The following is a 25,022-nucleotide window of genomic DNA, read 5'->3' on the forward strand; positions in this document are numbered from 1 at the left end:
CGACCCGTCAGCGCCGCCTCAGCAGCGCCGGTGAAGGGGGTTCTAAGTATAACCGCATAAGTCCGCAAGCAGAAAATGACCTCCTGGGCGAATTTTTTCCATTTTTCTACTTATTTGTTTTTTATCAATAACTTAAGCTGTATCATACACCCCTTCGAACGGCGGTCTCATCAGTTGAAATACAAGTCGGACCTACACCTGCCTGCGCCTCCAGTAATCGTACCCCTATATATAGACAGGGCGCCCCATCACACCACAAGACTCAATCGAGTCGGAAGCGATTCAATGAGTCGGAACCGGCCTAAAAAACGGTGCTCGTACTCAATTCAGGTATGGAATCCGCGCGTGTCTACCCACGCCGGGCTTGCGCATTGGCCCCGGATGCTGTGTGGTCGCCTCTGTAAGATGCCTGGGTTAGCCGTGAAATGACCACCAATACAGCCGACATGTTTCCACGCATAAGTACCGTAGGCTACGACGGCCTTCTTGTTTCCTTTGCCGATGCCATGGCCGAACCCTCGAACCGGGCGGCGCTGGCCTTTAGGGGCGCAATCGACGCGGCATCCTGGGACGGTGTTGTCGAAACCTCTGCATCCCTTGCATCGGCCTATCTTAGGTTCGATCCCGACCAACTGCCCCGAGCCGAAATTCAGAATAAAGTGCGACACCTTCTTGCCCAGCAAAATTGGTTTGAGGCACCACTGCCTGCCGGTCGCAGGTTGTGGCGGGTCCCAACAGTTTATGGGGGCGAGCTTGCTCCGCAACTGGACGAGGCAGCGGCGGCGGCGGGATTGGATTCCATGGAAGCCGTTCGGCGGCTGAGCGACACAAAGGTACGTGTATTAACCATTGGCTTTGCACCGGGGCAGCCGTACCTTGGTCCGCTTGGTCCTGAGTTCAATATTCCACGCTTGAAGGAACTGACGCCTATGGTCCCAGAGGGGGCCTTGGTATTGGCAATTTCCCAATTCGTACTGTTCTCGGGCCCCACTCCGACCGGTTGGCGACACGTAGGTCAAACGGCATTTCATTGCTTTCGCCCTGACGCACCGCAGTGCTTTGCGTTAAAGCCAGGGGATGAAATGCAGTTCCTGTCCGTTTCGCGCGACGAACTGGAAAGCATCCGTGCCAACAACTCGGACGGCTCAGGCGGGGCCACCTGCGAGGAGATCGCGGGATGAGTCTGATTGTTCATCGCATTGGCCCTGCCTGCACCATACAAGACCAGGGCCGTATCGGGTATCTGGATCAAGGGCTGTCACGATCCGGCGCCGCCGACCAACTGGCCCTGCACGAGGGCGCAGCGTTGCTGAGTCAAAGCCCGGAGCTTGCGGCCTTGGAAATGGCTGGAATGGGTGGCGAGTTCGAGGCAACGCAATCTCTCGGCATCGCTCTGACAGGTGCTCCGATGCAAGCCAGCATTGATGGCGCACCTGTGGTCTGGAATGCGTCGCACCAGATGGACGCCGGGCAGCGGCTGGAGATTGGTGCTGCGACGCGCGGGACCTATGGCTACCTGCATGTCAGCGGTGGGATCGCGTCCGAAGCCTTTCTGGGATCACGCTCGGCGCATTTGACCGCCAAGATCGGAAGCACCATTCAGACCGGAGATACATTGCCAGTCGCCGACGGATCAGGCGTGACGGGCATGAAACTCAACCCGGATGATCGCTTCTCGGGTGGCGTTCTACGCGTGATCGCCAGCTTTCAGACCCCCCTGTTTGATCAGGAAACGTTGGACCGCTTTGTGCAAACCGAGTTTCGGCGTGGCAGTCGGGCCAACCGAATGGGGATGCAGTTGGATAGCGATGGCGAAGGTTTCGCGGCTCAGGGTCAGCTGAACATTCTGTCCGAGGTCATTACCCCCGGGGACATACAGATGACCGGAACAGGCAGCCCATTTATCCTGTTGCCTGAATGTCAGACCACCGGAGGTTATCCCCGTATCGCGACGGTTCTACCCTGTGACCTACCGCGCGCGTCACAAACCTCGGCGGACGGGCAGATCAAGTTCGAATTCTTGTCACTGGACGAGGCCACAGCCCTGCAAACCGCCCACAAAGCCGAACTTGCCCGCCTACCTGCGCAAGTCGAACCGCTGGTTCGCGATCCGCATGACATCCCGGACCTCTTGTCCTACCAATTGATCGGCGGAATGATCTCTGCCACCGACTAGGGAGTACCACCTATGCCAAGCGTCGATCTGAATGCCGATATGGGCGAAAGCTATGGCCCATGGAATATGGGCGATGATGAAAGTCTTCTGAAAATCATCACATCCGCCAATATCGCCTGCGGTTTTCACGCCGGTGACCCGGATGTGATGGCCAAGACGATGACCTTGTCCGCCGAAAACGGCGTTGGGATCGGCGCGCATCCCGGCTTCCCCGATCTCCAAGGATTTGGCCGCCGCAACATGAAAGTGCCCCATGCCAGCCTGCGCAATCTGGTTCGGTATCAACTGGGGGCGGCAATTGGAATGGCCAAGGCCGTTGGCACCGAAGTGCGGCACCTGAAACTGCACGGGGCGCTGGCCAACATGTGCTCGGTCGATATCGACATGGCCCGAGCCTGTTATCAGGGCGCGCTGGATGTCGATCCGGACATCATCATCATGGTTTTGGCCGTTACCAAACAAGAAGAAGCCGTGCGCGAACTGGGGTGCAAATGGGTCGGCGAGATCTTTGCGGACCGGGCCTATAACGACGACGGAACTCTTGTCGACCGCGGCCTGCCCGGCGCGGTTATTCATGACCCCGAAATTGCCGGGCCGCGCATCCTGAGCATGGTGCGCGAAGGTGCCATCATCACCGAAAGCGGCCAACGGCTTGAGACATCCATCGACACGATCTGCCTGCATGGCGACGGCCCAACCGCGGTACAAATCGCCCGTTCGGTTCGCACATCCCTGATCGACGGCGGGGTCGATGTGACAAAATTCATACGGTAGAAAGAAGGGCGCAATCCTGACGATCTATCCTCTGACTGTTGCCTGTATGGAATACAGACCCTAGCATGCCCGACAAGTGCATGTTCTGAATACCACAATTCCAAGCAACGCCATGCCAAACCGGTATAGGCAAGGAGGTTGGCCAATGTCTTTTGATCTGATGAATTACGAACCACGCGGCGACAAAAAGAACTCTGAGTTCTTCCACCAATATCTGCCGATGATCTACGAACGCCGCCAAAGCTCGGGCGTGGCGGATCAGGTCGGGGCGATGCAGGCGATCGTCATTCAGGTCGAACCGGACGCGATGTTCGACACGCTGATCGAGCTTTATGTCATGACACCCTACCGACATACGGCCAGCTATCTGGGTCAGACGCACAAATTTGCGGTCATGCACTCACACACCGATTATCCTGCGATTATCGTCATGGCGCCACTAAGCCCGACATTCGAAGACTTTATCCCGCGCATCAACCGTATGTACCCGCTGGCCCGCAACACCCCCCAGACCCGCTATGTCGGAGAGATTTATGGCGCCACGAACCTCAAGAACCTGACCAAAACACTTGAAGATCAGAACATCAGGTTTGAGTACATGGGAGACACCGAAAACCCGTTCTACACTTCGGACGGGTTCAGATTTACGTCGCCGTCTGATTTCACCTGTAACAGGGTTGGCTACTCATCCCTGGATTTCAACGACACCGACAGCCTCGGTTTGGGTGACCGGATATTGCTGAGCAATGACGAACAGGCGCGACTGGATCAGGCAGTGGCGTTCGGGGCAGACAGCAAAATCGCGCCTTTGATGCTGGGGGTCGACCACCTTGCAACACGCATTCTGGCCGGCGAGCGTGAGGACGCGATCCTCGAGTTTCTGACCATGGTGCCCTATTACTTTTGGGGCGCGTACAACATCTTTGAGATGAACTCGTCTACCAATGTGAACCGAAACGCGAATGTGGACGATGACAAGAAATCCCCCGCCAAGGTCTTCACCGCGAACAACACGCCCTCCTTCGTCAATTCCTTTGAACAGCTGCCGATGCCAACCGAGGATTTCGTTCGGAACTTTGGCCGTCGCCTGCACCACATGGCAATCGAGATCCAGGACGGCGACCACGGCGCGGGTGAAAAGAACGTCGATTTTGTGGTCAACACACTCAAGGATGAGGGGGTGCCGTTCCTGGCCCATGTGGTGGGCGAGTGTAAGGATGATCCGAACCTCAAACAGATCTTCTCAAAGCACTCGAAGTATACGCTGTTGATCACTGAATATATCGAACGCTGCCACCACTATGACGGGTTCTTTACCAAGGATAACGTTGCCGCACTGACCGCTGCGGCGGGTCAGGATGAACAATACGAACACGGCCACGTCTTCGACTGACAAAAAAAGGCTGCGAGTTTCATCGCAGCCCAGATCCATTCAGGAGAGTATGTCGGGCCTTATGACGGCCCGATCATGAAACAAGTCACATTCCGGGCCTGCAACCGGCGGCAGGCCAGATCGGCCTGTTCGCGGGTCATGCCCTGGAATGTCGCGTCGAAGCCGCGCGAGCTTTGGTTTATCTTGCGCAGCGTGCCTTCCAGAGTGGTCATTTCCGACAGGGCCGTTTTCAGCAAAATCTTTTCCGCCTCATATCGGGTGGTATAGCGGCCAACGTTCACGCCCCATAGCCGTCCGCCCGATGTTGACAGTCGGGTAACGATCTCTTGCTCGGGTTCGGGCTGCGCTGCTGGATCGGTCGAGGCCAGAACCAGGTCAGCCGGGCGCGCAGCGGGACGGGGTGCATCACCGTCACCAGAGGGCTGAATGTCGGCAGCTGCAATCGCCGCAGCGATCCCGTCTTTTATGCGCGTGCCATTTTTGGCAGCCGTCTCAGCCACGGCGCCAGCAACCTGAACTGCAGCACCCGGTCCGGGGCGCAGAACGGGGCGCAGACTGGATTTTGGCGCGATAGTCAGGGCCGCGACGGTTGCGCCCAATCCCGCGTTCCCGGCATAGGTGGGGCGGGCCGGCTTGCGGATCGGGGCACGCGAAGGGGCACGGCGGAAGCCCATATCCAACAACTCAGCGACTTTTGCATTCCGCGATGCGCCGGATTTGCCGCCAAAGACAGTCGCGATAATGCGTTCGTCCTTGCGTTTGGCCGATGCAACCAGGTTAAAGCCAGCGGCCCGCGTGTATCCGGTCTTGATACCGTCCGCACCTTTATAGGCCGCCAATAGGCGACGGTTCGTGTTTGGAACCGTCTTGATCCCGGCATGCGTGGATTGGCGCGAGAACAGGTTGTAATACTGCGGATAGTCATAAAGCAGGTGGCGACCCAACGTGGTCATATCCCGCGCGGTCGACAAGTGACCTGATTCCGTCAGGCCATGTGCGTTCTTGAACGTTGTGCGGCTCATACCCATGGCCTTGGCCGTGCGCGTCATGCGACGGGCGAATGCTGCTTCGGATCCACTGATCGCGATGCCAATCGCCGTGGCCGCATCATTGGCGGACTTCACGGCAGCTGCCCTGATCAGATATCGGAACGCAATGGTTTGCCCGGTGCGAAGGCCTAGTTTCGAGGGGGGTTCAGAAGAGGCCTTTTTTGTAATCCGAACGGGCGTGTCCAAGGTGATCTCACCATTCCGCACCGCTTCGAATGCAATATAGAGTGTCATCATCTTGGTCAGAGAGGCCGGATGCAGTCGGGTGTCAGCATTGCGCGAATGCAGAACCTCCCCTGTCCGGGCGTCGATGACCATCGCCGCATATGGTGCCGCAAATCCCTGCAACGGCGCGAAGGAGAGCAGCCACAAGAATGCTATAAGAAATAAGCCCATCCGGGCCGGAACTGTCCGCCGAACCTGCACGATCTTTGCCTCTGTCTACCTCAGGCCGCCGGGTTTTCCCGGTCAGCGTTAATTATTTTTTATTGCCTACAAGGCTAACACAGAGACCCAATGAAATAAACCGAAAGCGTGCAAATTCGCTGTTTTGTTAAGCGTCCAAACCGGCACTACATGTAGACGCGCGCAGCCCGCAACCTACCACATCCACGCAAATTGAACCCCTTAACGTAATTCCCACCTCGTTTTTTGAAAACTGAGACCAATTGGCAACATCAACTTAGGCGCTGAACCAGATCAGCAAGTTCGCCCAAATCCGGCATCTCGCGATAGCGCGGATTGTCCGCAGGGGTTTCTGCCTTTTCAATCTCCCAGACCAACCCATGGGGCACGTAGACGCCCCAACACCCGGCCTGAATTGGGGCAACGACATCGGACCGCATCGAATTGCCTACCATCATTGCAGATTCGGGCCCGTCACCATGCCGCGCAAAGATATCGCGGTAGGTTTGTGCTGACTTTTCGGACACGATTTCGACCTCGTCGAACAACTCTCCCAGACCGGACTGCGCCAGCTTTCTCTCTTGATCGATCAGGTCGCCCTTGGTGATCAGAATCACCTTATGCGTATCAGTCACCGCTTCGATGGCCTCGCGCGCGTGGGGCAAAAGCTCGATCGGGTGGGCCAGCATGTCCTGCCCCGCTTCGACCAACTGGCGGATAACCGAGGCTGGAACACGGTCGTCGGTCACTTCGATTGCGGTTTCGATCATCGACAGGGTGAAGCCTTTGATTCCGTAGCCGTAGTGCCGGACATTGCGTTTTTCCGCAGCAAGCAGCCGATCCAACAGGTGATCGCGATCAGCGTGATCGGCCAGCAATTCCGTGAAATGGGTCTGCGTCAGTTTAAAAAACCGCTCGTTGTGCCAAAGCGTGTCGTCGGCGTCGAACCCAATTGTGGTCAGCGCTTTTTCCATTTCGATTACGTCCTGCTGGCTCTTTTCTCTGGCCCCATGCACGTTATATAACCGATCAGACAAACCGAAGCCTGAATTGGACAAAGGCGCAATGACTGAACACAAATGGATGATGTCTGACCAACCGGACAACGACGATGATCCGTCGCTGTTGGTGCAGACGCGCCCAAAGACCAAGCGCCCGCCGTTGTACAAGGTACTGCTGCTGAACGACGACTACACCCCGATGGAATTCGTGGTGCATGTGCTGGAGCGTTTCTTTGGCATGACCCATGCCGAGGCGTTCGAAATCATGTTGATCGTCCACAAGAAAGGCGTCGCCGTGGTTGGCGTGTTCAGCCATGAGATCGCCGAAACCAAAGTGGGCCAGGTCATGGACTTTGCCCGCAGGCACCAGCACCCCCTGCAATGCACAATGGAACGGGAAGAGTAAGGCCGCCTTAGCCTTCTCTCTCATATTTGCCGATGTCCCCTCGTCTTGATCTTGCCCTGCAAAGCGGCCTTGAGCTGTCGCAACCACTCAGTGTGCTTGGACCGACATCCGACAGCGATCTGTCGGCCTTGCCGCGTGAAACGCAGGTGGTGCAGCCATTCAAACCGTTTCACGACCACTTTGCCGGCCAAGGCTTTGCCGCCGTGCCGGAAACCCACGACCCTTGTCAGGATGCCATCGTGATCCTGCCCCGCGCCAAGGCGCTGGCGCGCAGCATGGTGCATCAGGCCTGTCAGCGTGCTAGCGGACTGATTGTCATAGACGGTGCCAAAACCGGCGGTGTCGACAGCCTGCTGAAAGACATCCGCAAACGCGTCGACGTCGAGGGGCCCATCGCCAAGGCACATGGCAAGATATTCTGGTTCCAATCCGCGCCCGAGGCTTTTGCCGACTGGGCCGCCCCGGACAACCAGACAGTCGATGGCTTTCAGACCGCGCCCGGCGTGTTCTCTGCTGATGGGATAGATCCTGCCTCGGCCCTGCTGCTGAATGCATTGCCCGAAAAGCTAGGCGCAAGGATCGCTGATTTGGGCGCTGGCTGGGGGTATCTGTCGGCCGGTGTGCTAAAGGCCGCCAATCCGCGCGCGTTACATCTTGTCGAGGCAGACCAGATCGCCCTTACCTGCGCACGCGTCAATTTGGCCAAGACCTGCGCGCAGTTCCACTGGGCCGACGCCGTCACGTGGAACGCGCCGGAACCGTTGGACACGGTGATCATGAACCCTCCGTTCCACACATCGCGCGCCGCCGACCCTGAGCTGGGTCAGGGCTTTATCAAATCCGCAGCTCGAAACCTGACCCGGAGCGGCAATCTGTGGATGGTCGCAAATCGCCACCTGCCCTACGAGGTCACGCTGGCCGAGAATTTCGTACAGGTTCAACAGGTGTCCGGCGACAATCGGTTCAAGGTGTTTCACGCCTCTCGCCCTCGACGGTGATCCCGGTTAACCTCTGCCGCAAATCAGGAGTCAACGCATGTCCTTTTCCATAGCCGGCAAGACCGCCATTGTCACAGGCAGCGCCAATGGCGTCGGGCTGGCCATCGGCCGCCACTTTGCGGATGCCGGGGCCAATGTCATGTTTGCCGACATGGACGAAAAACGGCTGTCCGACGAACTTGGCGAACAGGCCGATGACAGCAACATCCGTTTTTTCGCCGGCGACCTGCGGGAAAAGCTGACCATCGCGAACCTGCTGTCTGCCACGCTTGATGCGTTTGATCAGGTGGACATTCTGATTAATGGCGCGCGGCAGGTAATCCCGTCTGATCCGCTGGATGCGGACGACGATTCCGTGCGCATGCTGCTCAATCAGAACCTGATGCCTGCGCTGCGCCTAAGCCAGTCGGTCGCCAAACGCATGATAAAACAGGCAGGCGACACTGACGAAGGCCCCGCCGGGTCGATCATCAACCTGTCGTCAATCGCCGCTCGGCGCACCCACCCCGATCTGATGGCCTATTCTGTATCCACCGCCGCGCTGGATCAGATGACACGTTCGCTGGCCGTTGCCCTGGCCCCGAAACGGATCCGCGTTAATTCCATCGCCCTGGGGTCGGTCATGAGCGCCTCGCTCCAGTCCACGCTCAAGGAAAACCGGGATTTTCGCAACGATATCGAGAAACATACGCCCCTGGCCCGGATCGCGGCCCCGAATGAACTGACCGAGACGGCACAGTTCCTGGCCTCGGACGCGGCCGGTTTCATCACCGGACAAATTCTGACAATTGATGGCGGTCGCACCTTGCTGGACCCCGTCGCAGCCCCGGCCCATTAATCCTTATGTTAGATATAGAAAAATCAACCGCCGCTGCGTGGTTTCGTCAATTGCGCGATGACATCGTCGCCGCGTTTGAGGCACTTGAAGACACCCACAGCTCTGGCCCTTTTGCAGACGAAGCACCAGGCCGGTTCGAGGTCAAGGAAACCAAACGCCAATCCGAGGACGGCAGCGATGCGGGCGGCGGGTTGATGTCCGTGATGCGTGGCGGGCGGGTCTTTGAAAAGGTCGGTGTCAATGTCTCGACCGTATACGGCACTTTGGGTGCGCGGGCGCAACAGGCCATGGCAGCGCGCAAGGGAATTCCGGGCATGACCGAAGATCCGCGTTTCTGGGCGTCGGGCATCTCTCTGGTCGCGCATATGCAAAACCCGCATGTACCGGCCGTACATATGAACACCCGCATGTTCTGGACCCCACACGCATGGTGGTTCGGCGGCGGTTCAGACTTGAATCCCTGCATCGAATACGATGAGGACACAGCGCATTTTCACGCCACCCAAAAAGCGCATCTGGATCCGCATAGCCCCAGCCATTACCCCCGCCTGAAAGACTGGGCGGATGAGTATTTCTATATCCCTCACCGCAAGCGCGCCCGCGGCGTGGGTGGGATATTCATGGATGACTATTGCACCGGAGACTGGGCCGCCGATTTCGCGTTGACCCAGGATATCGGTCGCGCGTTCCTGCCAGCTTTCCTGCCGTTGGTGGAAAAGCGCCGAGTCCAGGGGTTTGATGAGACAGCCAAAGACACGCAACTGGTGCATCGGGGCCTTTATGCCGAATACAACCTCGTCTACGACCGGGGCACAAAATTCGGGCTGGAAACCGGCCATGACCCGGATGCGGTGCTGATGAGCCTTCCGCCAATGGCAAAATGGACCTGATAGATTAGCGGAACCCAAAATCCAGGAAGTTGTCAAAGCAATAGCCCTGCGCGGACCCCGCCGACATGTTCTCACCCACACGTTTTACGGTAATCGAATATCCCGGCGTGGTATCGACCCCATCGGGTGGGGTAAGTGAAAACTGCACCGTGCGCACGCCCTTTTCGTAGGCGCGGACAATGTAGATACGCTGAGTTGCTTTGGTTCTCAGGCTGCGAATAGCAAAGTCGCCTATCCCGCACCAATACGCGACCGGGGCGGAAGACCCGCTGACGGCGACCTCATATACACCGTTGTTCATAGGCGTGACTGTGGTTTTGAAACCTGGGTAAGCGCCGATTCCGATCCCAATTCCCTGTGCAAATAAAGGCGACACCGCAAATGTTGCCAGCGCCGCTATTTTCAAAACTCGCATAATGGCAATTCCTGTTTCGAAACACTTATTCAAGATCATACCGGACACGTGGTCCGAGTAAAGCGGCACCATTTTCGGGAATTTGGCCGACCGGACCCCGACACAAGAATACAGGCAAAACAGTATCATTTCGGGTCATAAGCAATTAGCATCAAGGCTTATATTGGCTGGGGTTTGTTTTGAGCAAAGCGTTTCCAAATGACTGGTTTGATATCCCGTCCGAAAAATACGCGGATTTCGGCGCCATGTTCTAAGTTGCATCGCTGACCAATACACACAGGCCGCGCACCCTCGGGCAGGTGCTCTATGCTTTCGAAACGCCTTTTCGGCTGAACCAGTACCACATTTTCCGGCAGAACGGCTTCCCACGCGGGTTTGTGACCTTCGCCGGCCTCAGCCCCGAAGCCGAGCGTCGGTACGCCATTCAGGAAAAACCGCTGAAAGATACGGACTTTGCCAGCGGCACGTCCTTCTGGATCGTCGACCTTGTGGCCCCGTTTGGACAGACCAACCAGATCGTCGAAATACTGAAAAAAGAAATCCCCCACCCTCGGGTCCGAACCAATCGGATGGACAGCGACCTGACCCGAAATCGCATCGTAGAGTGGACCCGCGACGACGCGGGGGACGTACACATGAAGCTTCACCGGAAGAAAGAATTTCGCGAGGTCCTGAAAATGGAGGGGTCTTGAAATGGTATCGATCGTAGGGACAACAACTGGCTTTGTAACCGGAGACCCTCCAAATGTGGCAACCGGAGATTTGGGTCTGGACGGCTTTCCGCTGTCGCAAAACTGGACCATATCTCAACAACCGGTGCTGGGTGTCGCATCCATTGATCCCAATACCGGCGAGTGGACCTATACGGTCAACCAAAGCGATTTTGACGATATCCCGTTTGGAGATATCGTCACCGATACCTTCACCGTGCAAGTCACCGGGCTTGAAATTGACTGTTCCCTCAATATCGCTCCCTACAACCTGACCCAGGTTATCACCATCACTCTTGAAGGCGTGTGCTTTACAGCAGGCACCTTGATCCAGGCCGAAAGTGGCAGTCGAGTGATAGAAACCCTGAACGTTGGCGACAAGGTGATGACCGTAGATCGCGGGCTGCAACCGATCCGGTGGGTGGAAAGCAGCGCCTTATCGCCGGACCGATTACGTGACAATCCGGCCATGCGCCCGGTTCGGATCAAAGCTGGCAGCCTTGGCGCAGGACGGCCCGAACGCGATCTGCTGGTATCACAGCAACACCGCATTCTGGTCAGCGGATCAAAGGTCGAGCTTTTGTTCGGCGCGCCCGAAGCGCTGGTTGCGGCCAAGCACCTTTGTTCCTGGCCAGGTATCGCGATTGACACCTCGGATGACCCGGTCGAATATTTTCACATCCTGCTGGATAACCACGAAATACTGACAGCCGAGGGCGCACTGGCTGAAAGCCTCTATCTCGGGGAAGAATCCCTGTACACTCTGTCCTCGGACGCATTGCAGGAGCTCGCCGCCATTTTCCCGGACACAGCTATGCCGAATGGGCTAGGATTCGGCCAGGCAGCCCGCCTGATCCTGCGATAATTCGAAGCCCGCGCGCTTGCTTAGACCCCGCGCAGGTGCCCGCCCACGTCCTGCGGTGCCAGCGCGACCGTTTTGATAACTGCAAAACAGGGTTTGCCCGGTTCCAATCCCAACGCTTCGACGGAACGGCGAGTAACCCGGGCCAAAACAGAACCCGCGGGTGTTCTTACGGACACAATTGCACCCGGCCCCTCGCCCGCCCGGATCGTGTCGACCGTACCTTCCAGAACATTTAAGGCCGAAAGACCCTCGGGGCGTTTGCTGGACAGAATAACCTCTTGCGCGGGAATGCGGATTCGCAGTTCTTCCGCAATTTGCAGGGGTATCCGGGGCAGAAACAAAGACGACCCGCCTGCGTCCAACTCGGTCAGCCCGTCCGAATGATGTTTGACGACCCGAACCTGCAACACTGCACCGACAGCCCGCACACCAGCCGGTGCGACCGACGGATCGGCCAGTACATCGGAGGCCGGGCCATGCCGCACGACCTTGCCCTCTTGCAACGCGACAACCGATGTCGCCAAACGCGCAACTTCCGCGGCCGAGTGTGTGACATACAAAATCGGCACCGAAACCTCGTCCCGCAGCCGTTCAAAATAAGGCAATATCTCAGCCTTTCGCGCGTCGTCCAATGCGGCCAGAGGCTCATCCGCAAGGATCAACCGTGGACTGGCCAGAAGAGCGCGGCCAATGGCAACGCGCTGCTTTTCCCCACCGGACAACCCCGAGGGGCGCCTGTTCAATAGGTGCCCAATCCCCAGCATTTCGATCACTTTGTCTGGGTTTTCGCGACGCGCACCCTTGGGCGCGAACCATTTTCCGTAGAACAGGTTCTGGCGCACAGTGAGATGTGGGAAAAGACGACCTTCCTGAAAAATATAGCCCAGCCGCCTTTTGTGCGGCGGCAACCAGAGGCCTTGCGCGGTGTCAAAAAGCTCCCACTCGTCTACAGCAACCCGACCGGCCATGGGTTTCACCAAACCGGCGACGGCATTTACGATGGTTGTCTTTCCAGACCCGGACCGCCCAAACAGAACCGTCACGCCGGGTGGCGCATCAAAACTCAGATCCAGCTTGAGGTCGGGCAAATCGTGCTGCAAACGAACGGACAGGCTCATGATCCGGCCACCCGCGCTGCAACGCGTCGCCCAATGAACTCGGACAACAGCAGCGCGCTCATAGCAACCACGATCGAGATGACCACTAAACGGGTGGCCGCGGCTTCGCCGCCCGGAACTTGCAGGAAGGCATAGACTGCTGACGGCAGGGTTTGCGTCTGACCGGGGATGTTCGACACAAAGGTAATCGTTGCCCCGAACTCTCCCATCGCTTTGGCAAAAGCCAGTATTGCCCCGGCTATAACGCCGGGAAGGATCATCGGAAGGGTCACCGTGGCAAACACAAACAGGCGTGATGCACCCAGTGTGGCTCCGGCCTGTTCCAGTTTGGGGTCCACAGCTTCGATCGACAGGCGTATGGCCCGCACCATCAGCGGAAATGCCATTATACCCGCGGCAAGGGCGGCGCCAGTCCAACGAAACGCCACGACAATTCCAATCTCTGCCAGTAACTTGCCCAGCGGCCCCTGAATTCCAAAAGTCAAAAGAAGCAGATAGCCGGTCACCACCGGCGGCAGGATCAACGGCAGATGCACCAGACCATTCAAGACCTGCCGACCCGGAAACCGCCAACGTGCCAGCGCGTAGGCAACGAATATGCCCAACGGCAATGTCACCAGTGTTGCCCAAAACGACACACGTAGCGACAACTTCAGCGCCTCAAGCTCTGCAGGTCCCAACCACCCCATGCCGCTATCCGTTCGGCAGGGTGAAACCCTGCTTTTCAAACACAGCCCGCGCCGCCTGAGATTGCAGGTGGTTCAGAAACTCCCGCGCGGATTCAGCACCGGCAGCCGTCAGAGCCGCCGGGTATATGATGGGCGGATGCAGGACGGGCGAAAACTCTGCGATGACACGAACCCGCCCCTCGACCTGCGCATCGGATCGGTAGACGATCCCCATTGGGGCCGCACCCGTGGCAACCAGTGCAAGGGCTGCGCGCACGTTATCCGTCTGAGCGATCTGACCCTGAATGCCCTGCCACAGCCCCAGGCTTTCCAACGCCGCCTTTCCGTAGATCCCTGCCGGCACGGCATCAACCAGCGCCATGGCCAGATATCCACCGTCCAGCGCCGAGGTCAGATCGACCCCGGACCGCATTTCGCCAATGTCAACCCCTTCGCCCCCAGCGACCAGAACCAGGCCATTGCTCAGCAAATCTATACGAGTTGTGGGGTCAATCAGGCCCTGATCTTGCAGCACATTCATCCAATCCACGTTGGCGGAAATGAACAGGTCTGCCGGGGCACCCAACTGAATCTGGCGCGCCAGAACGGACGAGGCCGCGTAAGATACAGTTATGCCCTGCCCAGTTTCCTGCTCAAATTCAGATGCCACCTCATCAAGCGCAGTCTTGAGGCTGGCCGCAGCAAACACCAAAGTCCCCTCGGCCCCCGCGCGAAGCGGGGCCAGCGTCAAAGCGCCCAGAACCAGGGCCGCTATCAGAACTCGGCGCGCGTGGGACAGGATCGGTTTTCTCCCGCCTGGAAAGTTGCAGTTCCTTTGGGGATATCTGAGGCGGCAGGTGACACGCAAGCGCCTTTGCAATCACCCACGACGTAGAACGCAAAACGACAGGCCCCTCACAATCGAAACGACCCCGCAACACAAGGCACGGCGAATTTCCCGCCCGATTGAATTGTCAGTGGTCAACAAATCGGATTCTGGGAAAGAAATTCTACCAGACCCTCTTGCACCCGGGCGCAGGCTTAGCTAAATGCACCGTCACGGGTGATTAGCTCAGTTGGTAGAGCGCTTCGTTTACACCGAAGATGTCGGGAGTTCGAGTCTCTCATCACCCACCAATTCATCTCCGCAATGTATCAAGGGCTTATGCAACTATAGCCTATTGTTGTGCCGCCCGTGGAACTGTGTCCGCTGCGCATCATCTCTGCATTCTGGTAGGTAGTTTGCTCTGTGTTTCTCTATTAGCTCGAGTTTATTGCCCCCCAGCTTTAGACAACATAGCCTTCGCATAATCACGTTTTGCTGTTGCGCTGTCCTCGAAGCGAGCATGCACGACGCAATAGAATAGAGTACTGTCATCTAGACCGTTGCGAGGTGTAAACCAATCAAAGGGGTCGGTGGGCTCTATCGATGCAATCTGATTGGTTGGTGTAGCAACAGGTGCGACATTGGCTTCACTATTTGTGATATCATCGAGCAGCGTTGGACGGGCCGTGCCGGTATCCGGTGTGAGAATACCCATGATCTGCTCGCGACCAGCCGGAACGAAACGCCCGCTCTCCTCGACTGGAAACCGGACCGGCTGTCCGGCATAAACATCTCGCTGCACTTCACTGTTCTTAACAACAAGGGATCCGTTAACGAGCACATACGGAATGCCATCTGAGGGAAGACCTTGCTGACCGAGAGTATAGTTCGCCTTTTCGGTCACAGTCTCCGGATCAAAAATCGTGATGTCCGCGACCATGCCTTCTTGCATTCGCCCACGCACCTGCATCGCTCGCAAACCTGTGTCACCCAATCGCTTCGCATGGATGTAACTTAGCTGAGTGAGTGTGAGCATAAGCGGCACATTCGCTTCGCGCGCCAGTCTCAAGACAAGCGCGTGGCTGCCTGCTGACCGAGGATGCCCAGCATAGTCTTCGTAGGGGGCATCCCAACTCATCAAATTGCCCTCGATGTCTAGCCCGGCCATACCGTCGCCCGAGATGCCATAGCCTGCGATGGTGATCCAATCATTCAGCCATTGCTCCCTTGGCGGGCTAAAAACAATTGCCGTCCGTCCCGGTTCATTCTCAGCGAAGCTCAAAAACTCGTCTTTTGTCACGAAGCGATCGAGCTGGGGGTCAAAGATGGTGTCTTCGTATTTGTACCCCATCGAACCTTCCCAGTTTTCAGGGGCGATGATCGAGGCTCCGTAGTTTCCCGATCCGGCAGTCCAAGGATAATAGCTGGACCAGACGTTGTAGCCTTGGTCGCGGGCCATCTGGAGCTTTTCCTGATTTTCCCACCAGCCATAGTCATTGTCATGGTGTATGTGGAGCGGAGCGCTAAGCACCATCGCATTTACTAAGATTTCATTTACACCCGTCTGTGTTTCTGTCGGTGTAGAAGCACTGGGATGAAATCGGTGATGGACGGAAGTCAGTCTACCGTAACGTGCCGCAGCCCGCTGCGCTTCGAACATCTCATAGGTGGTAATACCTTCGCGGGCGTAGCCGATGGTCGATCCCACACCGAGTGCTCCAAGACGTAGTCCCTCATCCAACTGGGCAGTGATTTCGTTCGTCTGCTCGCGGTTGCTTGGAACAGAAGACCACCCCTCGACGCCATCTTCCACGGATTGTGCCCGCAGTGCGAAGAAGTTCCGGAAGTCTATATCCCCACCTTCAAGCACGAGGCCGTCATGAACCCGCATCCGTGCGAATTCTTGCCCAACGACCGTGCCATAGTTTGCCTGTGTTGCGCCTTCGCGCGCACTATACCATTCGTCGATGTTCGCTGCCCCAACCTCAAAATCCATTTGAGTCGTAACGCCATCACGAAGGTTTACCTTGATACCCCAAGGGTCCAGCCCGTGCTGCTCGAGATCGATAAACCCGGGGGCAACAACGTGCCCTGTTGCGTCGATGGACTCGCTACCATTAATTTCTTGGTCAGTAATTGCAGTGATCCAGCCGTTGCTTATTCCCACGTTAGCGATCTGATCGAACCCGGTTTCCGGGTCCATTACCCGACCGTTGAGAATGACAACGTCGTAAGTCTGCGCGAAACACAAAGTCGAACACACAGACAACGTGCATGCCAGAAACAAGATACGCATGGATAGACCCTCTCTTTTGTCGACAAAACTAAATGTTTTGTTGTTTTTGGCGTCTGCTTTCGACTCACATTAGAAAACGATCCGCGTTCTTAGGCCGAACAGCGTAATGCTGTCCTGAGTGGGGTCCTGCAGCGGGTCAGAAATGAACTGCAGTGACGGCGTGATCTGCAGTCCGGGTGAGATTGAAAAACGGTAGAATGCTTCGAGCGTGAACTGGTCACCGTCTATGCCCCTTGCCTCGGCCCAGTTCAGGCCCAGCCCGGCCAAATCGGTGTTGCGACCGTAGTAGCCAAGACCTGCAGAAACGGACCGATCATAAAGCGCCGCTGTCCCTTTTGAGGCCCCTGCCCTGAAGAATGGCATCCATTTATTGCCAACAAACCAAGCCGCTGAAAACGCAGCCCCATAATCTTCAGGGCGGCTGCCATCGTCGGCTGCATCCGCATGCCAAAGGGTCAGGTGGATATTGTCGAAGTAAATGCGATCAAAGCCGGAGGTGTAACCAAGCTCGAGTGACTTGAAGAGATTGCCATCGCTAAACACATCAAAGTTTGGATCAGACGGGTCGGCGTTTGCGTCTGAGACGCTCGCAACAGCGTAGAAGTTTTCGCTCAGCTTTACCCCACCGGCAATGCCAAGACCTTGGTTGGGCGTGTTAATTGTCGGATTGGTATTAAAAGACAGGTTTTGGAAACCACTGTAAGGGCTGACCAACCCATAGATATCCACAAAGTCTGTTACATCAATCTGCCCGACTTGCAGCGTCCACGCGCCGTTCTCGGCCCTTTGGGTCCAGAACAGGTTGGTCAGCAGTAAACCATTATCGTTGAAGGCCGTCCCTGTGATCGAAAGGGCTCCACCATCTAGCCCAAGGAATTGCGGGGCAACATTGGTATAACTGTGCCGGTCTTCGATCTTGAATGTCAGAGACCCCCGTTCAGTCGCCTGCCAACTGCCATAGAACCGCGCAATTCCACTGGAAGCTTCGCCCTCCCCCAGATTCGCGTTCGTGGTTTGGCCCAACGCCAAATAGTCCACGTTGAACCGAAACCCTCCCTCAGCCAGTCGATCTTTCCACTGAAACCAACCCGGAGCGATATTGCGTGGAAAATCGGAACGGTATTGCGGATCGGTTAGCCCATCTCCGGGCTTTAGATCAGCTTCAACCGAAGATGGCCCGGATAGTCCCTGAGCCGACGCTGCGCCAGCAAAGACAATACTCAGTGCGACAACGAGAAATCTTATCATTCAGACGCCTTTGCCCCGCCGGTCTTGCGATGGCCCGCCGCTCGGATGCGATCAGCAGCACGTTGCTTCCATTCCAGCCCGTGTGCTTCAGTTTCCAGAGTTTCGACACGTTCCGTCTCTAACTGGAAAGTCGCTTTCATAGGCACGAGGCCGTCCACAACCATCATATTCTGAACAGAAGGATCGATAGTCAGCGTGCCCGTCAGCCGAACGGGTTCGTGGTAATAGCTGGGCGCCCAGTCGCCATTCAGCCGCACACGTATCATCTGGTTGGGCGGAGGTGGCGGCATGTGACTGCACATCCCTCGTTCTGGCACCAAATATGCCACAGACTGACCGTCCGGATCACCCGGAGCAGGAATGGCAAAGCCCGCGAGTGTGATTGTTTGACCGTCGAATTTTGGATTTCCGTTTGTTCCTGCCTTTCTTCGCCGTTCTTTCACAATCTCTCTTTGATCGAGCAACCAATCGACATCAACGTCAACTCCCGCCAAGGCATCCTCGGTTTCGGTCAGAAGCTCCTGCCATTTCAGTCTTTCTTCCGCGCTGCCAGCGTCTTGCTGCAGTCTGCCACGCATCCGCACAACGAAAAGGACGTCGTCGAACTGTTCGGGGCTTAGGTCCCGATAGGGATCTTCATATACCTGCACAGATGGGTCTGGAAGATCGACCCAGTCCAGCGCTGTTCCTGGCGTTGCCATGGCGGAATGACCGTAACAGACCAAACCCGCGAGCAAGATGGAGCGAAACCAAAAGAACATGAATACTCTCCGGTCGAGTTTTGGAGTCAATTCAGTGTATTTTTGTATATCACACCGTCCTTCATTATCAGCCGGATCGTTTCAGGGCTTTCCGGTCTCGGATCGGCACCAAACCACTGATCACCAGTTCCCACAACTGAGAAGTCTTCTAGTGGGTTACCGTCGATCAGCAGGATGTCCGCATAGGCTCCTTCCTCAATCACACCCAGATTGCCCTCGGGATAGGGGTTCATGAATGGTCCGGACAAAGCGGCGATTTCACCGCCAGTAGATGTCATTGCGACCAACGAGGCGTGAGAGCCAAAGAACTCATTATTGAGATGTTTTTCATAGGCAATTTGAATATTGCAGGCGGCTACAGAACCTACGCAATCCGTGTGAAACCCTCTTTTAGCTGGGCACTCATTCATGTTTTTTATGTAGTCGCCAAAAGCCTGCGTAGCTGACTGTGCCTTTCGTAAGCTGGCTGGGACATCTCGAATGGCAGGAATATCGAAGAGATTTGGATCAAATGCGGTGAGATTGGTCGTGATGTAGGCTCCTTTCTCTTCCATCAGCGCTGATATTTCACAATCAAACATGAACCCGTGTTCAATTGATCGCACACCAGCATTCAGTGCCGCCATGATCGTTTCCTTGCGGTAGGAATGGGCCATGACGTAGCTTTCGTATTCGTTGGCAACCTGCACGGCCGCTTCTAACTCTGCCGTCGATCCTGCCAATAACTGCCACGGGTCAAACACTGAAACTACACCGCCTGATTGCATGTACTTCAGTTGTGTTGCTCCCATCCGGAAGTTGTTACGAGCAAACTTGTACATGTCAGAGACGCTGTCGACTTCTTGGGCCATATTCAGACGGCTGAAGTTCGAAGACTGGCCAACAGGCGCCGTAAAGTTGGCGAAATCAGCATGGCCACCACGCGTACTTAGAAAAGCAGCCGCAGGGTAGAAACGCGGCCCGGCAATGGTCCCGGTGTCGATTGCGCGGCGAAGACCTCCATTAGCACCACCTGCATCTCTTACGGTGGTAAAGCCTTGCATTAAGTACATCTCAGCCATTTGAGTGCCGTGAATCGCGAGGTCTTCCCAAGTGCTGTTGGCTTCCATTGCGGGCAACGTGGGTCCTGGCAGCATCAGGTGTGCGTGATTTTCGATGAAGCCGGGGGTCAGTGTCCTCCCTTCTCCGTCAATGACCGTAGCGTCGGGGGCAACGATTGCGTCGGTTGATACGGCCTTAATCAGATTGCCCTCGACCAATACGCTGGCATTCTCGATACGCTGTTCATTCACGCCATCGAAGATGTGCACGTTGGTAAACAACGTTTGGGGTTCTTCTTGATCCTGAGCCTGCGCGGACGCTGAAAAAGAAAGACCTGCAGCGACAATTACCGTCGAGCAAAGCGACATTCGTAGACCGGACATAAGTACTCCCTTCATATTCACGTTTTACAAACAGTAACCCGGAAAATCTTAGTTCAGTTGCCACTTTTGCAATAATATGTTTGAATGTGACCGTAAAAATGGCCACTGAGAAAAAAATTAATCATAAAATGGGTGACGAGCTTGCCTTTCAACCCCACCTCGCAAGAAACTAGCGAAGGCTTTGTTCGCCTCGCTTTGGCCGCCCCGTTTCTGCAGTATCTCATCGACCGAGAGATCGACCCGCAACCTGCCTTGGATCATGTCGGCTTGAAGGCCGAACTGTTGTCTGACCCCTTCGTCTACGTCCACTCAGAATTGGTCTACGGCTTGGTGAATGCCTTCTCAGAATTGTCAGGGGATCGATACCTTGGACTGAACGTAGGAGAAACGTTTGACCTGCAAGGTTGGCCTCCGTTTGCTCAGGCCCTGCAATCCTCAATCACGCTGTTCGAGTTTTTTGCCCATTTCGTCGGGCTTGTCCCGCAGGAGTCCAATTCTGTGCGTCATAGCCTTGTCATTGAGGCAGACAAAGCGACATATCGCATTGGGAGGCAACAGGAGCCAACCATTCCGCCTATTCAGGTTACCGGTTTTGGAGCCGCGATCTATGTGCGCCTGTTGCAGGTCGTAGTTGGAAACTCCTGGGATTCATCCCGTGTGCGATGGGAGAGCAGATACATCAATGGCCTACCACTCGACTACAAAGGGATTGACGTCGGTCTTGGACGCGATCCCGGAATGCAAATTTGTTTTCCTGTGGAGTGGTTGTTTTTAAACCATGCCTCAGAGGCCTCCACCACTCCCTTAGCCTCAACTCGGCAAAACGAAGAAGTAACCGTAGTGGCTGCGTTGAGATCTGTCTTGCGCGATAAGTTGGATGAAACAGATTTGGGGCCGGAGGTGGTAGCTGGATTGCTGGGTATACAGCCGGAGCGGTTTCTGAGAGCCCTTCAGCAACAAAGGACAACGCTGCCCCGGGAAATAAAACGGCTTCGTGTCGATGTCGCAAAAGAACACCTTAGAGAGGACAAGATGACAATTGCGGAGATCGGTCTCTTGCTTGGTTATTCCGATAAGAGCCACTTCACTCGGTTTTTTCGAGGCCAGACAGGCATGGCACCGACAAAATTCCGCCTTGGATCGTGACTACGGTGCGGGTTCTCGGAATGGCTGCCCACAGTTTTCCAATGCGTGTCCAAACAGGGCAGACAAAAATTTGGAACGCATTTTTGGAGTCCGTATTTAAGGATTGAAAGGGGGAAATTGCCCCCTCAGCCCCAGTGACATAACATGCAGCGCTGTGCCATCGCTGCAGCAATTCTTTGATTTTGTGCGGTCGGCCACATACTAGATCGCAGCAAGCTGCCATATTCTAAAGAACCGTCACGCAGATTTTGCTACTTTCAAACCACCGACAATAATTTCGGCTTTCGCTCCCCCTTGAATCTATCAATAGGCTCATTTGAACATCTAAATCGCTTTGACAGGCGTGCGATGGTTTTCAAGCTGTTTAGCGTTATTCGCTCTGCATGCTGCTACACGACCGTAAGTGAGTCATCTTCATCCCTGGTGACGTTAAACACCACATCCTCAAAGTCATAGTCGCCCCCGCCCGTCAAGTCCTCGAAACCGATGGTCATTGACTGGCCACCCGATACGACACCCGAAAGCGTGTGTTGTTGATCGTCACTATTCAAAGCCGCCTTTTCGGCGTGAAACGTGGTGACGCCGGCAGAATTCCCATTCACCGTCAAAACAAAATCAAATTCGTCGTCCACGTCTGCCATGCCACCGTTGCTGGCAACAAAATTCAAATCATCGCTGTCTGAAAGGGAATTAGCCCAATCTGCACCATCCTGAACGATGAAGAACCCAAGGCGGTTTCCGTCCGCCAAATTACTTAGCTCTACCGCGCCATTCGCTTCATTGGTGTTTTCAAACAGCAGGCGCACATTCGCGATTTCGCCGTTACTTAGAATATCATAAACGCCAAGGACATTGTTGAAGTCAGCGGTTCCGAGGTCGACCATCTGTATCCGGAAATCCGTCGCGCCATCGCCTTCGAGAAAGGACTTGTTCACGATGCCGTTGATCACGCTGCTATCAACGCGGACCCCGGGCGCAAGGTCAGGCAGAAATTTAGCATAGCTGACCACGGTGTTTCCATCCTTGGTGACGGCAAAAAAGTCGCCGCCCGACTGCCCGCCGTCCAGCGAAATCGTCAGATCCGTCCTACCGTCACCATCAACATCGAATTCAACGTTCGAATTTTCAGTCAAGCGAATGTTGGACCGACTAAGCTCGACACCTTCGATGACGAGGGACTTGCCCACTCCAAACCCGCTGATAACACTTTGATCCAATTCTTCCGGCGTCACTCTGAGGGTGTCCGCGTCGCCAAAAGACAGATTCTCTTGCGAGGATGTCGAAACCGGATCTGCCGGTTCGCCCGGATCGGGAACGACAGGTACCGGATCGGCTGGCGTATCAGAACCACCGGCATCCGAACCGGCGCCGGTGTCCAACTGGACACTCGCCGTAGTACGGGCAAAATTCTGGGTCACAATGACGGCAGGAACACCGCCGAGTGAACCAATTTCTATTCCGATGCCGATGTATGCCAAGTTCGGATTCAGGATGTTGGCGCGGTGATTGGAGCTGTTCATAAGTGCATTGTGCAAATCGACAACATCGTCCGAAAATCCCGGCTCTCGGCTTTGTCTTTGCCAGGCAATGTTCTCTGCAGTGGACCAGGACCCGGACAGCACAAAACCCGCATCGCGCATGCGCTGGGTGGCCGAGCTGCCACCCTCACCCGTATGCGAGAAGTTGCCGGATTCCAGCATCCACTGGCTGTGCTCTTCGGCCGAAGCGTTTAAACGGAATTCCAGCTGCACAGGATCAAGGCCGCGCGATGCACGTTCTGCGTTGATCAAATTTAGCATTTCACGCTCAAGCGTGCTGGCCTGCGACATCACCCATCCCCTGATTCAGCGCAATCGTCGAAGCAAACTTGTTCAAATTTTCCCAAGCTGCAGTCGAAAAAACGCGTGCATGTATTTAACGGCAGAGTTTCGCTCGACAGTGCAGTAGAGACGGCAATTTTTTGCGTACTACGCATCTGCGGAAGCAAAAAATTCCCCTGCAGTCTTAGCTGACATTCATTTGCGGTAGGTCTGCTTGAGGGCGAAAAGCTGATCTTGGGTAATTGAGGTCGATCGAGAAAACTCTCAATATCATCACGGCCACCGTAAGTTCTGCGCATGCGTTTCAGGTACATTCATGCAGACCTGGATTAGTCTCGGTCCGGCCCAAACCGGTCACTCGACAGAGGATCGAAATGCAGCGTTTGCAGCCCGCATTCCAAGCCCTTGATGCGGGAGCATATTGGTGTCTTAGGTTATGACGGGGATGAAGACAAACTTGCCATTCAGCTCACTAGCGTCAATGGTCACTTCCTTTCTCTCAACAGTTCTCGTGAGAGGCGTTGCGCAGACGTTTCACCTGCCTCCTTACGCATCTAGGCCCCCAACCTCGGGCTGGTGTCTTCATCCACAATCCCTTCGGCCATTCGCGCAAAGGCCGCGCGCCAGCCCGGGGCCAGATCCGCATTATTGGCGAGGGATTCGGCATCTTGTGAGCTCACACGACGCGTCAACCGAGCCATAGTAACTCGCTTGACAGTCCAGTTACCATGCCCCCGCTCGACAAGCTCAGTAAAATCCCCTGGCGCAACGCGCCCCGGCTCCAACACTCTGTAGTACCAGCCTGTTCTACCCGATTTCTGAAACAGATAAGGCGTCTTTTCGTTGCCCGTATGCTGACCAAGCTTCCAGCAAGGCTGACGACCCTGGCTGATCTGAACCGTAGCGGTGCCAAGCCTCAGAATATCACCGATGCAAAGGTTCTACTCGGTCAATCCTTGGGTCGAGATGTATTCCCCACAGGCAGCAGGGATTATATTTGGGGCAATATGCCCCTTTGCCTGCCAAGCGCTGTAGTGATCTGAGGCATAGTGATGAATTGCCTTTTCAGTGCCACCATGCACCGTCAAATCCACCTGTTCATTTCCAGACAGCCCGTTGAAAGAAATATCCACCGAACCGCTGACCCGGTCTTTTTGAATGTCCGATGGCAGTTTCCTTCCCACCGATCTTTGGCTGTACCGAGGAACAGGCCATCTACAGGCGCGCTCAGATTAGGATGCGGCATCTGCCACCTCCTTATGTTCGACACAAATTTTGTTGCTTGCGCCTTTTGGCAGCGAAACTGAGAGGAGCTTGCAAAACCCGTTTACCTCTCGCGGGTCAAGCTGCTTTGCTGTCTGACCTGCAAATCAGCCCTGATTTTCCAAAGAGGAAGTCTGATCAAACGAAACTGTCTGCGGGAGTCTGAGATGGAGAGTTTGGGTCAGTTTATGACGCAAAAGTCAAATTCGACTGATGTCCAACATCGAGAGTGCCTTCCCCTGTCGAACGTTCACCTAGCTACTTGTCCAACTGTGACGGTTGGGGCAGGTTCGCGTGACGTTCAACAGATACTGTGGGACGTCACAAACCTTTGACTCAATCCACAGCCCAAACCCCAAGAAATGAGTGGATCAAGTCATTCAATTCTGACTCAAAACAAAATGCGGAACTTCGCCGAAGCGGCGGCAAAGGCTTCAATCGAACCCATGTTACAAAATGCTGCGATCCGTGAGAATTTCGGCTTTCGCCTCGGATTTGAGGACTACTGTCTCCAACCCGAGAGATCGCAGGG

General features: G+C 55.6%; 23 protein-coding genes, 1 tRNA gene and 1 pseudogene. 12 read left to right on the plus strand and 13 right to left on the minus strand.

Annotated elements, in window-relative coordinates; all coding sequences use genetic code 11:
* The first annotated feature begins 425 nt into the window (after positions 1–425).
* The 4 genes from AC2FIB_RS21155 to AC2FIB_RS21170 all read left to right on the plus strand — a co-directional run bounded on the left by AC2FIB_RS21155 (position 426) and on the right by AC2FIB_RS21170 (position 4,343).
* The gene (locus AC2FIB_RS21155) at positions 426–1,181 is read left to right on the plus strand and encodes a 5-oxoprolinase subunit B family protein (RefSeq protein WP_496737621.1); all 756 of its coding nucleotides are present in this window, start codon (positions 426–428) and stop codon (positions 1,179–1,181) included.
* Positions 1,178–2,176, plus strand: a complete 999-nt coding sequence (locus tag AC2FIB_RS21160; RefSeq protein ID WP_496737616.1) for a 5-oxoprolinase subunit C family protein — start codon at positions 1,178–1,180, stop codon at positions 2,174–2,176. The genes AC2FIB_RS21155 and AC2FIB_RS21160 overlap by 4 nt, the downstream gene beginning before the upstream one ends.
* A gap of 12 nt (positions 2,177–2,188) precedes the next feature.
* Positions 2,189–2,950, plus strand: coding sequence for a LamB/YcsF family protein (locus AC2FIB_RS21165; RefSeq protein WP_496842687.1), 762 nt, complete (start codon positions 2,189–2,191; stop codon positions 2,948–2,950).
* Positions 2,951–3,095: 145 nt separating this feature from the next.
* A complete protein-coding gene (locus tag AC2FIB_RS21170) occupies positions 3,096–4,343 on the plus strand; it encodes a hypothetical protein (RefSeq protein WP_496737613.1) in 1,248 nt (415 codons plus the stop codon).
* Between the two features lie 59 nt (positions 4,344–4,402).
* On the opposite strand, the gene AC2FIB_RS21175 is transcribed toward AC2FIB_RS21170, so the two are convergent.
* Both AC2FIB_RS21175 and AC2FIB_RS21180 read right to left on the minus strand, forming a co-directional pair.
* On the minus strand, positions 4,403–5,788 hold the full coding sequence (locus tag AC2FIB_RS21175; RefSeq protein WP_496737611.1) for a D-alanyl-D-alanine carboxypeptidase family protein: 1,386 nt from the start codon (positions 5,786–5,788) through the stop codon (positions 4,403–4,405).
* Positions 5,789–6,069: 281 nt separating this feature from the next.
* Positions 6,070–6,771, minus strand: a complete 702-nt coding sequence (locus AC2FIB_RS21180) for an HAD family hydrolase (protein WP_496737633.1) — start codon at positions 6,769–6,771, stop codon at positions 6,070–6,072.
* Between the two features lie 91 nt (positions 6,772–6,862).
* Here AC2FIB_RS21180 and clpS point away from each other — a divergent pair, with 91 nt between their 5' ends.
* The 4 genes from clpS to hemF are packed head-to-tail and all read left to right on the plus strand — an operon-like array spanning position 6,863 to position 9,930.
* Positions 6,863–7,204 carry an ATP-dependent Clp protease adapter ClpS gene (clpS, locus tag AC2FIB_RS21185; protein WP_058271961.1) on the plus strand — a complete coding sequence of 114 codons (342 nt, stop codon included), beginning with the start codon at positions 6,863–6,865 and terminating at the stop codon, positions 7,202–7,204.
* Positions 7,205–7,236: 32 nt separating this feature from the next.
* Positions 7,237–8,202: a class I SAM-dependent methyltransferase gene (locus tag AC2FIB_RS21190; RefSeq protein ID WP_496737610.1), complete on the plus strand. Its 966-nt coding sequence runs from the start codon at positions 7,237–7,239 to the stop codon at positions 8,200–8,202.
* Between the two features lie 37 nt (positions 8,203–8,239).
* A complete protein-coding gene (locus tag AC2FIB_RS21195; RefSeq protein ID WP_496725961.1) occupies positions 8,240–9,040 on the plus strand; it encodes an SDR family NAD(P)-dependent oxidoreductase in 801 nt (266 codons plus the stop codon).
* Between the two features lie 5 nt (positions 9,041–9,045).
* On the plus strand, positions 9,046–9,930 hold the full coding sequence (gene hemF / locus AC2FIB_RS21200) for an oxygen-dependent coproporphyrinogen oxidase (protein WP_496737609.1): 885 nt from the start codon (positions 9,046–9,048) through the stop codon (positions 9,928–9,930).
* 4 nt (positions 9,931–9,934) lie between these two features.
* Here the strand turns inward: hemF and AC2FIB_RS21205 are convergent, their stop codons facing one another.
* Positions 9,935–10,345 carry a hypothetical protein gene (locus AC2FIB_RS21205; protein WP_058272063.1) on the minus strand — a complete coding sequence of 137 codons (411 nt, stop codon included), beginning with the start codon at positions 10,343–10,345 and terminating at the stop codon, positions 9,935–9,937.
* 299 nt (positions 10,346–10,644) lie between these two features.
* Here AC2FIB_RS21205 and AC2FIB_RS21210 point away from each other — a divergent pair, with 299 nt between their 5' ends.
* Together AC2FIB_RS21210 and AC2FIB_RS21215 are read left to right on the plus strand one after the other, a co-directional pair.
* Complete coding sequence (locus tag AC2FIB_RS21210; RefSeq protein ID WP_496737608.1) at positions 10,645–11,037, plus strand: toxin-activating lysine-acyltransferase; 393 nt, start codon at positions 10,645–10,647, stop codon at positions 11,035–11,037.
* 1 nt (position 11,038) lies between these two features.
* Positions 11,039–11,920, plus strand: coding sequence for a Hint domain-containing protein (locus AC2FIB_RS21215; RefSeq protein ID WP_496842688.1), 882 nt, complete (start codon positions 11,039–11,041; stop codon positions 11,918–11,920).
* A 20-nt stretch (positions 11,921–11,940) separates the two neighbouring features.
* Here AC2FIB_RS21215 and modC read toward each other — a convergent pair whose 3' ends face one another.
* Genes modC through modA form a run of 3 tightly spaced genes read right to left on the minus strand, consistent with a single transcriptional unit; the run spans position 11,941 to position 14,505 of the window.
* Positions 11,941–13,038 (minus strand): molybdenum ABC transporter ATP-binding protein, encoded by a 1,098-nt coding sequence (modC, locus tag AC2FIB_RS21220; protein WP_496737604.1) that lies wholly within the window; start codon positions 13,036–13,038, stop codon positions 11,941–11,943.
* Positions 13,035–13,727, minus strand: coding sequence for a molybdate ABC transporter permease subunit (gene modB / locus AC2FIB_RS21225; RefSeq protein WP_058278495.1), 693 nt, complete (start codon positions 13,725–13,727; stop codon positions 13,035–13,037). Before modB ends, modC begins: the two co-directional genes overlap by 4 nt.
* Before the next feature lie 4 nt (positions 13,728–13,731).
* Complete coding sequence (gene modA, locus AC2FIB_RS21230) at positions 13,732–14,505, minus strand: molybdate ABC transporter substrate-binding protein (protein ID WP_496737631.1); 774 nt, start codon at positions 14,503–14,505, stop codon at positions 13,732–13,734.
* A 262-nt stretch (positions 14,506–14,767) separates the two neighbouring features.
* Here modA and AC2FIB_RS21235 point away from each other — a divergent pair.
* A tRNA-Val gene (locus AC2FIB_RS21235) sits at positions 14,768–14,843 on the plus strand.
* Positions 14,844–14,977: 134 nt separating this feature from the next.
* Here AC2FIB_RS21235 and AC2FIB_RS21240 read toward each other — a convergent pair.
* The 4 genes from AC2FIB_RS21240 to AC2FIB_RS21255 form a co-directional block, all read right to left on the minus strand.
* Complete coding sequence (locus AC2FIB_RS21240; protein WP_496737603.1) at positions 14,978–16,828, minus strand: amidohydrolase family protein; 1,851 nt, start codon at positions 16,826–16,828, stop codon at positions 14,978–14,980.
* 69 nt (positions 16,829–16,897) lie between these two features.
* On the minus strand, positions 16,898–18,076 hold the full coding sequence (locus AC2FIB_RS21245; RefSeq protein ID WP_496737601.1) for a carbohydrate porin: 1,179 nt from the start codon (positions 18,074–18,076) through the stop codon (positions 16,898–16,900).
* A complete protein-coding gene (locus AC2FIB_RS21250) occupies positions 18,073–18,837 on the minus strand; it encodes a DUF3299 domain-containing protein (protein ID WP_496705957.1) in 765 nt (254 codons plus the stop codon). The genes AC2FIB_RS21245 and AC2FIB_RS21250 overlap by 4 nt, the downstream gene beginning before the upstream one ends.
* Before the next feature lie 26 nt (positions 18,838–18,863).
* Complete coding sequence (locus AC2FIB_RS21255; protein WP_496737599.1) at positions 18,864–20,261, minus strand: amidohydrolase family protein; 1,398 nt, start codon at positions 20,259–20,261, stop codon at positions 18,864–18,866.
* A 141-nt stretch (positions 20,262–20,402) separates the two neighbouring features.
* On the opposite strand from AC2FIB_RS21255, the gene AC2FIB_RS21260 reads away from it, so the two are divergent.
* Positions 20,403–21,407, plus strand: coding sequence for a helix-turn-helix domain-containing protein (locus tag AC2FIB_RS21260; RefSeq protein WP_496737597.1), 1,005 nt, complete (start codon positions 20,403–20,405; stop codon positions 21,405–21,407).
* 389 nt (positions 21,408–21,796) lie between these two features.
* Here AC2FIB_RS21260 and AC2FIB_RS21265 read toward each other — a convergent pair whose 3' ends face one another.
* The 3 genes and pseudogenes from AC2FIB_RS21265 to AC2FIB_RS21275 form a co-directional block, all read right to left on the minus strand.
* A complete protein-coding gene (locus tag AC2FIB_RS21265) occupies positions 21,797–23,236 on the minus strand; it encodes a CAP domain-containing protein (RefSeq protein WP_496737596.1) in 1,440 nt (479 codons plus the stop codon).
* Positions 23,237–23,781: 545 nt separating this feature from the next.
* Positions 23,782–23,928, minus strand: coding sequence for a hypothetical protein (locus AC2FIB_RS21270; protein ID WP_496737635.1), 147 nt, complete (start codon positions 23,926–23,928; stop codon positions 23,782–23,784).
* A 114-nt stretch (positions 23,929–24,042) separates the two neighbouring features.
* Positions 24,043–24,411, minus strand: a pseudogene (locus AC2FIB_RS21275) (MOSC domain-containing protein); the annotation flags it as partial.
* Between the last annotated feature and the right edge of the window lie 611 nt (positions 24,412–25,022).

The sequence above is a fragment of the Ruegeria sp. YTSA072 genome (assembly GCF_059610285.1).